Origin of the sequence: Propionivibrio sp. (assembly GCF_049316945.1) — a bacterium.
Taxonomy (GTDB): Bacteria; Pseudomonadota; Gammaproteobacteria; order Burkholderiales; family Rhodocyclaceae; genus Propionivibrio.
On the sequence record NZ_JBMOJE010000153.1, the window covers coordinates 1 to 9,713 of the forward strand.

The 9,713-nt window shown below is 59.3% G+C and carries 10 protein-coding genes; 9 read left to right on the top strand and 1 reads right to left on the bottom strand.

Features of this window, described 5'->3' with window-relative positions; all coding sequences use genetic code 11:
• Positions 1 to 193: 193 nt before the first annotated feature.
• Positions 194 to 1,723 carry a nitrogen fixation negative regulator NifL gene (gene nifL, locus ACOYNV_RS22895; protein ID WP_422902122.1) on the bottom strand — a complete coding sequence of 510 codons (1,530 nt, stop codon included), beginning with the start codon at positions 1,721 to 1,723 and terminating at the stop codon, positions 194 to 196.
• Positions 1,724 to 2,138: 415 nt separating this feature from the next.
• Between nifL and rsxA the strand changes: the two genes are divergently transcribed.
• The 9 genes from rsxA (at position 2,139) to ACOYNV_RS22940 (ending at position 9,197) form a co-directional block, all read left to right on the top strand.
• Complete coding sequence (gene rsxA, locus ACOYNV_RS22900) at positions 2,139 to 2,720, top strand: electron transport complex subunit RsxA (protein ID WP_422902123.1); 582 nt, start codon at positions 2,139 to 2,141, stop codon at positions 2,718 to 2,720.
• Positions 2,721 to 2,743: 23 nt separating this feature from the next.
• Entirely contained in the window at positions 2,744 to 3,271 is a 528-nt protein-coding gene (locus tag ACOYNV_RS22905; protein WP_422902124.1) for an RnfABCDGE type electron transport complex subunit B, read from the top strand.
• 10 nt (positions 3,272 to 3,281) lie between these two features.
• On the top strand, positions 3,282 to 4,823 hold the full coding sequence (gene rsxC, locus ACOYNV_RS22910) for an electron transport complex subunit RsxC (protein WP_422902125.1): 1,542 nt from the start codon (positions 3,282 to 3,284) through the stop codon (positions 4,821 to 4,823).
• Positions 4,820 to 5,905, top strand: a complete 1,086-nt coding sequence (locus ACOYNV_RS22915; RefSeq protein WP_422902126.1) for an RnfABCDGE type electron transport complex subunit D — start codon at positions 4,820 to 4,822, stop codon at positions 5,903 to 5,905. Before rsxC ends, ACOYNV_RS22915 begins: the two co-directional genes overlap by 4 nt.
• Before the next feature lie 17 nt (positions 5,906 to 5,922).
• The gene (gene rsxG / locus ACOYNV_RS22920) at positions 5,923 to 6,561 is read left to right on the top strand and encodes an electron transport complex subunit RsxG (protein ID WP_422902127.1); all 639 of its coding nucleotides are present in this window, start codon (positions 5,923 to 5,925) and stop codon (positions 6,559 to 6,561) included.
• 1 nt (position 6,562) lies between these two features.
• Complete coding sequence (locus ACOYNV_RS22925; RefSeq protein WP_422902128.1) at positions 6,563 to 7,249, top strand: electron transport complex subunit E; 687 nt, start codon at positions 6,563 to 6,565, stop codon at positions 7,247 to 7,249.
• 16 nt (positions 7,250 to 7,265) lie between these two features.
• Positions 7,266 to 7,535 carry an RnfH family protein gene (locus ACOYNV_RS22930; protein WP_422902129.1) on the top strand — a complete coding sequence of 90 codons (270 nt, stop codon included), beginning with the start codon at positions 7,266 to 7,268 and terminating at the stop codon, positions 7,533 to 7,535.
• A gap of 16 nt (positions 7,536 to 7,551) precedes the next feature.
• Complete coding sequence (locus ACOYNV_RS22935) at positions 7,552 to 7,746, top strand: hypothetical protein (protein WP_422902130.1); 195 nt, start codon at positions 7,552 to 7,554, stop codon at positions 7,744 to 7,746.
• A gap of 98 nt (positions 7,747 to 7,844) precedes the next feature.
• Positions 7,845 to 9,197: a Fic family protein gene (locus ACOYNV_RS22940; protein WP_422902131.1), complete on the top strand. Its 1,353-nt coding sequence runs from the start codon at positions 7,845 to 7,847 to the stop codon at positions 9,195 to 9,197.
• The last annotated feature ends 516 nt before the right edge of the window (positions 9,198 to 9,713 follow it).

Consider the following 9,713-nt stretch of genomic DNA (forward strand, 5'->3'; position numbering starts at 1 on the left):
TGGTCGGTACCGCGGTCAGAGGCTTGGGGTAGCTGCTACATAATGCCGGTTATTTATTCTGACGAACGACTCTCTCCCCCGGCCCTCCCGCAAGCGGGCGAGGGGAGTAGAGAAGGAGCGCCAGCCGGCCCCCTCGCCCGCTTGCGGGAGAGGGTTGGGGAGAGGGAGGAAATACCGCTGGATTTCATGGTCATCAAATCGGGTCGCCGTCGAGGCGGAATTCGACGATAGCCAGGCAGCCGCCGCTGGCGCTTTCTTCCAGATCGATGATGCCGCCATGGTCGGCCACCACTTGCTGGGCGCGCGAGAGCCCGGTGCCGATGTGGCGACCGGCGCCCGTCTTGCCGGTAAAGAAGGGTTCGAAAACCTTGTGCCGGTCATCGTTCGTAATTCCTGGTCCGCTATCGCTGACGGTAATGACGATGCAGTCGCGCTTGACGGCACTGGAAACAGTCAATTCACGGCGCCTCCAGCCCTTGACGTTCATCGCCTCGATGGCGTTATCGACCAGCGCCTTGAACAGCATGCACAGTTGCAGCGGGCGACCGATGATCGACGGCAGGGTGAGCGCCGGCTTCCAGTCGACGATGATGCCGGCGCCAAGCAGGCGTTGCGTGCTGATTTGCAGAACGTCGCGCAGCACTTCATTGAGATTGATGCGGATTTCGATCTCCTGCGGGCTTTGCGGAATCACCTGACGCAGCGAATCGAGGTGCTCGCGGCTATCCGCCAGCGCCCGGCGCAGGGCTTCGGCGCTGGCCGGGTCGCGCCGCTGCAGCACGGCGGCGGCGGAAGCCATCACGTTCATCGGTTCTTCCAGCCTGAAAATGGCCGCCGAGAGGCCTTCGCGAATGGCGGCGGTGCGCTCCTCGTCGGCGAGCACTGCTTGCATGGTGGCCGAGCGGGTGCGCGCCTGCTCTTCACGCAGACTGGTGACGTCGGAAATGACCAGCAACAGACCGGTCTTGCTGCCGGTGTTGAAATAACTGTCTGCACAGTCGCTGTGCATTTCGATCAGCGAAGTGGTGACCGATAGCCAGCGGGCACGGCCGAGCGGGCGGTCGATGCGTGTTTCGCGATTGGCGAAAACGCAGGTTTCCGGCTGGCTGGCCAGTGTCTCGCGCCAGTTCGGGATCAGGCTGTCGAGCAGGGTATGCGCCGGTTCAGCGACGTGCAGGTCGCTCAGCAGTTTCTTGTATTCATGGTTGTCGAGAATGACGTGGCCGCTCTGGTCGAGCACGACGAAAGCGACCGGCGCCGCATCGATAACCGATTCGATCAGCTTTTTCTGGTTGCGTACCAGGCGCTCCAGGCGGTGCAGCTCGGTCACGTCGCGGTGCATGCCGAGGAAATGCGTTGTCTTGCCCTCGTTATCGACGACCGGAGAAATGGTCAGTTCGGCCAGATAGAGTTGGCCGTCCTTTTTGCGGTTGAGCAGCATGCAGGACCATGGCCGCTGCGCCGAAAGCTCTTCCCACAGCCCCTTGTAGAGGCCATCCGGCGACGACTTGTTGGAAAGTATCGATTCGTTTTTGCCTACAATTTCCTCCGCCGTATAACCGGTTACGCGCGTGAAAGCCTCGTTGGCGAACAGGACGATGGCTTTCGTATCGGTGATCGAAATGGCCAGATCGGCCTGATCCACCGCCTGACGATAGGCTTCCGGAGGCAACTCCGTTTTCTGCTGGGAAGTGGCCGCTTTGGCAGGGGTTACTACCGGCATGGTGTTGCTCCTGATGGCATGTTGGTTAACATTAAAGTCGCGCCAGCGATTCTCGAACCTCCCCTCGCCCTCTGGGAGAGGGGCGGGGGTGAGGGAAACGGGCATGACTTTCATAATTTGGGGCGCCTTCCAAAGTCATGCCCGTTTGCGTTGTATTGCTCTGCACTATCTCTAGCAGCTTCCGTGCCGTTTAATGAAGCGATCACCAGGCAAAGCGGCTACAGCGTTCATCCATATGACCTGCGGGGCAATTGCGACGAAATTCCTGTCGGGTTTGCGACATTGGGCAAGCGATGGCTTCGCCCCGGATTGGTGCGCTGGTGGTGAAAGCGTGCATCGACAAGGGCTTAGGACCGATACAGAAAGCTGGCACGCCCTGTGCACAGTGAATAGCGTCCATTCAGTAGAGCCTGCCATGAGTGAAATACTTCTTCTCCTCTTTTCGACGGCCATCATCAACAATGTCGTCCTGGTCAAGTTTCTTGGTTTGTGTCCCTTCGTCGGCGTCACCAAGAAGCTGGATACCGCTTTCGGCATGGGCCTGGCCACCACCTTCGTCATCACCATGGCCAGCGGGGCGTGCTGGATGCTCGAAAACTGGATTCTTATCCCTTTCGACATCGTTTATCTGCGCATCCTGATGTACATCCTGGTGATTGCTGCCGTCGTCCAGTTTGTCGAGATGGTCGTCAAGAAATCGGCCCCGGAGCTCTATCAGGCGCTGGGTGTCTATCTGCCGCTGATCACCACCAACTGCGCCGTGCTCGGTTTGCCGCTGCTCAGCGCTCAGGAAAAGATGAGTCTCTTCCACGCCATCGTTTTCGGATTCGGTTCATCGGTCGGCTTCACTCTTGTTCTGGTGATGTTTGCCGGCATGCGCGAACGCCTGGCTCTGTCGCGCATTCCCGCCGCGTTTGCCGGCGCACCGATCAGCTTCATGACGGCCAGCATGCTGGCGCTGGCCTTCATGGGCTTCTCCGGTTTGAATTTCAATTAAGCCTTGTTGACAGGAGCGCAACAATGATCATCGCCATCTTTAGCCTCTCTCTGCTGGGCCTGGTGCTCGGGCTGGGACTAGGTTTCGCCGACCGGATCTTCAAGGTTGAAACCAATCCTTTCATCGCTGAAGTCGAAGCCATGATGCCCGGTTCGAACTGCGGACAGTGTGGATTTCCGGGATGCGCGTCGGCGGCGCGCGCCATTGTCGAGGGCGAGGCCACGGTGACCATCTGCCCGCCGGGCGGCAAGAATCTGGCGACGGCGCTGGCCACCCGCCTGGGTGTTTCACTCGACCTCTCGCAGGTCAAGGATGACGGGCCAAAAATTGCGTTTGTCGCCGAGGAGTTGTGCATCGGCTGTTGCCGCTGCTCCAAGGTGTGCCCGACCGACGCGCTGATCGGCGCAGCCAAGCAGATTCACGACGTGCTGCGCGATGCCTGCACCGGGTGCAGCAGTTGCATCGAAAAATGCCCGACTGAAGCCCTGTCCATGAAGCCGATACCGGTGACTTTGCAGCACTGGATCTGGCCGAAGCCGATCGCTGCCTGAGGAGAATGTGATGGGATTTTTCGAGAAAATTTTCAGCAGCCCTTGGGGCGTTCATCCGGACGACCACAAGCGCCCGGCGGCCGATGTGCCGGTTGTCCGCCTGCCGGTGCCGACGCGCCTGTTTGTTCCGCTTTCGCAGCATGTCGGCGCCGCTGCGCGACCGCGCGTCATCGTTGGCCAGAAAGTCCTGAAGGGCGAGTGCCTGGCCGAAGCCCAAGGCAACATCTCGGCGCCGATTCATGCGCCGACCTCGGGCACCATCCTGGCCATCAACGAAATTACCGCCCCGCATCCTTCCGGCTTGCCGATGCTGGCGGTGTCCATCGAACCCGATGGCGACGACCGCTGGCTGGATTGCCAGGGACTAACCAGCCCCTTTGCCGAGTCACCGCAGGCCATCGCCAAGCGGGTGGCCGACGCTGGCGTGGTCGGCCTGGGCGGCGCCACCTTCCCGTCTTCGGTGAAACTGGCCCTCGGGCTGCGCTCCGAGATCGATACGCTGATCGTCAACGGCAGCGAATGCGAGCCGTATTTATCGTGTGACGATCGGCTGATGCGCGACAAGGCGCTGGAAATTATCGAGGGCGTACGCCTCATGCTGCACTCCACCGGTGCCAGACAGGCGCTGGTCGGTATCGAGGACAACAAGCCGGAAGCCATTGCGGCGATGAGAAAGGCTGCAGAAGCTTACAGCGAAGTGAAAATCTGCCCGGTTCCAGCGCGCTATCCGATGGGTTCGGATCGCCAGTTGATCGTCGAACTGACCGGTCGCGAAGTGCCTTCCGATGCCCGTGCCGCCGATGTCGGCGTCATTGTACACAACGTAGCCACGGCCAATGCGGTGTATCAGGCGATCTATCTCGGTCGTCCGCTCATTACGCGGTTGATTACGCTCAATGGCGGTGCGATGGCCGCTCCTGGCAACTATGAGGTTCTGATCGGAACCATGGTTGCCGATGTCGTGGCTTTTTCCGGCGGCTACAACGAAGTTTCGCCGCGCTTGATCATGGGCGGGCCGATGATGGGCATCGTGCTGCCGCACGCTCGGGTGCCGGTGGTCAAGGGAACGGCCGGAATCCTCGCCTTCTCGGCGGCTGAAATGGCTGAGCAGGAGGCGCGCAACTGCATCCGTTGCGGCAGTTGCATCAAGGCCTGCCCGATGGGCCTGATGCCGCTGGAGATGGCCGCCAACATCCGCGCCGAAAAACTCGATGGCGCAGAGAAACTCGGCTTGTCCGACTGCATTTCCTGCGGCTGCTGCTCTTATGTCTGCCCTTCCAACATCCCGCTGGTGCAGTATTTCAGCTATGCCAAGGGTGAACTGTCAGCCCAGACGCGGGCGCAGTTGCGGCAGGAAGCGGCCAAGAAACTGACGCTGTCGAAGCAGGAACGCCTGGATCGCGAAACACGGGAAAAAGTTGAAGCGGCCGCTCGCCGTAAAGCCGAGCGAGCGGCGCTGGCGGCCAAGCCAACCGGTGAAGTCAAGCAAGCGCCCACGGAATCAATCAAGGAAACAGGCAACGAAGCAGTCAACGAAGGAGTGGCCGCATGAGCCATACCGCCGCGAGTTTGCCAGCACTGGCCGTCGCCCCTCACGTTACGGGTGGCGGGTCGGTTACGCGCACCATGCTCATTGTGCAGGCCGCGCTGGTGCCGGCTACCTTGTACGGTTTCTGGCTCTATGGCTGGCCGGCGATTTTCCTGTTCTTGCTCACCGTGGCTGCTTGCGTCATGTTTGAATTTTTCTGTCTGCGCCTGGCCGGGAAAGCGCCGGCAACCCATTTGCTGGACGGTTCGGCCGTACTCACCGGCTGGCTGCTGGCGCTCACGCTGCCGCCCTGGGCGCCCTGGTGGATTGCCGTGGTTGGCGCTCTGCTGGCGATCGTCTTTGGCAAGCACGTATTCGGCGGTATTGGCCAGAACCCGTTCAATCCGGCGATGGTGGCGCGCGTTGCCTTGCTCGTTTCGTTTCCGATACCGATGACGTTGTGGGTGGCCCCGATGCCGATTACCGCCGCCAACGCCCCCGGCATTATCGAAGGCCTGCGCATCATGCTCGGCTCGATGCCGATACCCGATGCGGTGACCAGCGCTACCTTGCTCGGTTATGCCAAGACCGAGCTTTCGCGCGGGATCGATCTTCTGCATTCCTTGGGTAGCGAGCACGCAGCCATGGTTTCGATGATCGGCGTGCGCGCCGGCAGCCTCGGCGAAACGGCCTCCTGGCTGATTCTTGGCGGTGGGTTGGCGATGCTGTTTCTCGGGGTCATCAGTTGGCACATTCCGCTGGCCATGCTGGCCGGGGTGGCATTGCCGGCGGCCATCGGTCATGCCGTCGATCCGGCGCGCTATCTCGAAGTCACTTCGCATCTGTTGTCCGGCGGGGTGATGCTCGGCGCGTTCTTTATCGCCACGGATTACGTTACGTCGCCCTCGACTTATTCCGGGAAACTGATTTTCGGCTTCGGCTGCGGTTTTCTGACCTACGTAATTCGTACCTGGGGCGGTTATCCAGAGGGCGTGGCCTTTGCCGTGCTGCTGATGAACACGCTGACGCCAGTGATTGACCGCTTCACCATGCCGCGCATTCTAGGCCGTGACCGGCGCGGCAAGCCCCTTGAAATCAAGAGCTGAAGTCGGGAGACAAATATATGGGTATCAAGGCACTTCAGCAAAAAATCGGCTATCACGGTATTTTCCTTGGGTTGATCGGTTTGCTTGCCAGCGCGGCGCTGGCGACGGCGAATCTGGTGACCCATGACGAAATCCTGGCGGCCGAAAAGCACGACCTTGAAACCTCATTGAAGCAGGTATTGCCGGCCGGCTTTGCCGATAACGATTTGCTGAAGGATGCCGTTCGCCTAAAGCGCAAGGACGGCAAGGAAGTGCTGGTTTATCGCGCGCGTCTTGGCAACGAGCCCAAAGGCGCCGTGTTTCAGGTCAGTAGCCGTGGCTACGCGGGTGACGTGGTGGCCCTGATGGGGGTCGATAGCGAAGGGAAAATGCTCGGCGTGCGCGTCACCAAGCACATGGAAACCCCTGGCCTCGGCGACAAGATCGAAGTCGCCAAGAATTCGTGGATTCTTGACTTCAACGGCAAGTCGCTGGGTAACCCGCCACTTGAAAAGTGGGGCGTGAAGAAGGATGGCGGCGTGTTCGATCAATTCGCCGGCGCCACCGTCACGCCGCGCGCCGTCGTCAAGGCGGTGCGTGAAGGGATGGAGTTCTACCGCGACAACCGGACAGAAATTTACGCCAAACCCGCTGAAACTTCCGCAAAGGAGCGTTGAGATGAACCATGAATATCGCGATATCTGTGCCGATGGCCTGTGGCGGAACAACATTGTTTTTGCCCAGATTCTCGGCATGTGCCCGACCATGGCGGTGACTACCAGCGGCACCAATGGTCTGGGCATGGGGTTGGCTACCGCAGCGGTTCTGGTCGTCTCCAACGCACTGGTATCCAGCGTTCGCCATGTCACCAGCCAGCAGGTGCGCATCCCGGTCTACATCGTGCTGATCGCCGGCCTTGTCACCCTGGTCGATCTCGGAATCAACGCCTGGATGCATGATCTCTACAAGGTGTTGGGCATGTACATCGCCCTGATCGTGGCCAACTGCGCCGTACTCGGGCGAGCCGAAGCGTTTGCCGCCCGGCGGCCGGTGCTGGCCTCGGCCATGGACGGTTTGTGGATGGGGCTCGGCTTCACCTTCGCGCTAACGCTGATCGGCCTGATCCGCGAGTTCGTCGGGCAAGGGACGCTCTTTTCGCAAGCCAGCCTGTTGCTCGGGCCGTCATTTTCCTTCATGGAAATCAAGGCGCTGCCCTGTTATGGCGGCACCTTGCTGATGATCCTGCCGCCCGGCGGATTTGCCACGCTGGGCTTGTTGCTCGCTGCCAAACAATCCTGGGAGCGTCGGCAGGCCCAACGTCAGGCACAATTGGCCGACCTGGCCGACTTGTCGCCCGCGCATTGAACTTGAGGAGGCGCAAATGCTGATTGGTGTTGCTTACTCCGAGGCCGGGCAACAGCTCTGGCTCAATATTGAAGTGCCGGATGAAACGAACGTCCAGGAGGCGATTCAGCGTTCAGGCGTGCTCAAGCAGTTCCCGCAAATCGACCTCAGTGCGCAAAAGGTCGGGATATTCGGACGCCTGGTCAAGCTCGATGCAACGCTGAAGCCGGGTGATCGGGTCGAGATTTACCGGGGAATCATTGTCGATCCTGAAACCGTCCCGCGCCGCGACATGGCTGAAGAATAAGCGCGCCTGCAAGCCAATGAATACGGGCATCTTCAGCATGGATGCCGTGGCAGGAAATGTTCATGCGCCTTCCATGGCATGCCTGCAAGCCGCATGGATAAACGATCTTCAGGCAACGCGCCTGAAGAATGGCGTATTGATTGGCTGTCCCGGCTGCACCATTGTAGAACGCCAATTAACGCGGGTTGCGGGGCTGATGGTCGCCACCTGACGCGGGCTTACGGGTTAACTTGCGCCACTTTATGGCGCAAGTCAGAATTTGCGCCATACTTGCGCCACATCTCTCGCAAACTTGCGCCAAGGCTTGCCATGCCCCTTATTACCGATCTCTTGAAGAGCATTCAGGCGTCAGCCCACGGCCTGACGATGGCTGAACTGCTCGCCCTTCATCCAGCAGTTGCCAGGCGGACGGCACAGCGCTGGATCGGTCAGTTACTCGCTGACGGGCGCTTGAGCGCCGTTGGCCAAACCCGGTCACGTCGCTATCTGGCCCTCACAACAGTGGCCGGCGCCCAGCTTTCGAGTGATCACTTTCCTGCTTATATCGCGCTCTCTGCCGATAGTCGCGACATTCTGGCGTATATTGATCAGCCCCTGGAGGCGCGAAAGCCTGTGGGCTACCAGCGTGAATTTCTGGATGCCTACCAGCCAAACCGAAGTGCCTATCTGTCTGAACCCCTGCGGCGGCAGTTGCACAAGATGGGCGCCACCGGTCAGGCAGACGCACCAGCCGGCACCTACGGCCGTGCAGTTCTGAATCGCCTGATGATCGATCTTTCCTGGGCCTCAAGCCATCTCGAAGGCAATACCTATTCGCGCCTCGATACGCGTGAACTCATTGAGCATGGGCGGGTGGCACAGGGCAAGGCCGCCATTGAAACCCAGATGATCCTGAATCACAAAACCGCCATCGAACTACTGGTTGAGAACTGCACCCCGCTTGGCTTTGACCGCTACACCCTGATGAACCTGCACAGCGCCCTGTCAGAAAATCTCTTGCCCAACCCGGCCGATGAAGGCCGTCTGCGCCAGCACGCGGTTGAAATCGCCAAGAGCGTCTATCGTCCACTGTCCGTACCGCAACAGATCGACGAGGCGATGACCTTGCTACTGGAGAAACTCAACCAGATTGTCGATCCGTTCGAACAATCGTTCTTTGTGATGGTGCATCTGCCCTACCTGCAGCCCTTCGCCGACATCAACAAGCGCACCTCCCGTCTGGCCGCCAATTTGCCGCTGTTTCGGGCCAACCTGTGCCCTCTGACCTTTCTGGATGTGCCTGAGCAGGCCTACAGCCGCGCTATTCTTGGCCTGTACGAACTCAACCGCGTCGAGTTGTTGCGCGATCTGTTTGTCTGGGCCTATGAGCGGTCAACGCAAGAATATCTGGCCATCAAACAAGATCTGGCAGAACCCGATCCGACGCGTCTGGCCTACCGCGACATCATCAAGAAAACCATCCGCGTCGTAGTGTTTCGTGGTGACGAAGATGCGCTGAGCGTTATCAGGCAACAGGTTGAAATCGAGGTGAGCGAAGCCGACCAGAGCGCCGTGCAAGCCTTGATCGTGGAAGAACTGCGGCGTCTGCATGAAGGAGTGCTGGCCCGTTATGGACTGCGTCCTTCGGAATTTTACGCCTGGAAATCCAGGCAAATGGGGTGAGGGTTCAGCCCGGCATTTTGTCGACTGACTGCTTGTGTCGACTTTTCTACTCAGGGCAAACTAAGGGGCTAGCGTCGAATCCCTTTTAGATGGAAACAAATGCGATGCTGACCCCTATAGTTACAGGTGGGGATATCGAGGTCAATGGAGTCTGACCCCATCGATTGTCGATTGCGATCGATTGCGGGGATCGGACTGTAGACCGGGTTGAGCGAACTAAAGGGGTCAGCATCGCTTTCATTTTACGTAGAAAAAATGCGATGCTGACCCCTTTGATTCTGCGCCGGAAAATCGATGGGGTCAGACTCCATCGATCCACCAAGCCCGGTAGGGTGCGCAAATTCTTTTCTTTGCGCACGCGGAATCCCCCGCGTGCATCGATGTGTTTGATCCGCCTGAATGTGCGCAACGCTTCGCGTTTCACACCCTACAAAATTGCAGGTGGGCATAACGAATCGATGTAACGAATCGATGGGGTCAGACTCCATCGATCCACCAAGTGGTATTTGTTTAACA

Excerpts from the sequence above, each read along its gene's own strand:
- nifL (WP_422902122.1), bottom strand. The coding sequence starts at position 1,723 with ATGCCGGTAGTAACCCCTGCCAAAGCGGCCACTTCCCAGCAGAAAACG.
- rsxA (WP_422902123.1), top strand. The coding sequence starts at position 2,139 with ATGAGTGAAATACTTCTTCTCCTCTTTTCGACGGCCATCATCAACAAT.
- ACOYNV_RS22905 (WP_422902124.1), top strand. The coding sequence starts at position 2,744 with ATGATCATCGCCATCTTTAGCCTCTCTCTGCTGGGCCTGGTGCTCGGG.
- rsxC (WP_422902125.1), top strand. The coding sequence starts at position 3,282 with ATGGGATTTTTCGAGAAAATTTTCAGCAGCCCTTGGGGCGTTCATCCG.
- ACOYNV_RS22915 (WP_422902126.1), top strand. The coding sequence starts at position 4,820 with ATGAGCCATACCGCCGCGAGTTTGCCAGCACTGGCCGTCGCCCCTCAC.
- rsxG (WP_422902127.1), top strand. The coding sequence starts at position 5,923 with ATGGGTATCAAGGCACTTCAGCAAAAAATCGGCTATCACGGTATTTTC.
- ACOYNV_RS22925 (WP_422902128.1), top strand. The coding sequence starts at position 6,563 with ATGAACCATGAATATCGCGATATCTGTGCCGATGGCCTGTGGCGGAAC.
- ACOYNV_RS22930 (WP_422902129.1), top strand. The coding sequence starts at position 7,266 with ATGCTGATTGGTGTTGCTTACTCCGAGGCCGGGCAACAGCTCTGGCTC.
- ACOYNV_RS22935 (WP_422902130.1), top strand. The coding sequence starts at position 7,552 with ATGAATACGGGCATCTTCAGCATGGATGCCGTGGCAGGAAATGTTCAT.
- ACOYNV_RS22940 (WP_422902131.1), top strand. The coding sequence starts at position 7,845 with ATGCCCCTTATTACCGATCTCTTGAAGAGCATTCAGGCGTCAGCCCAC.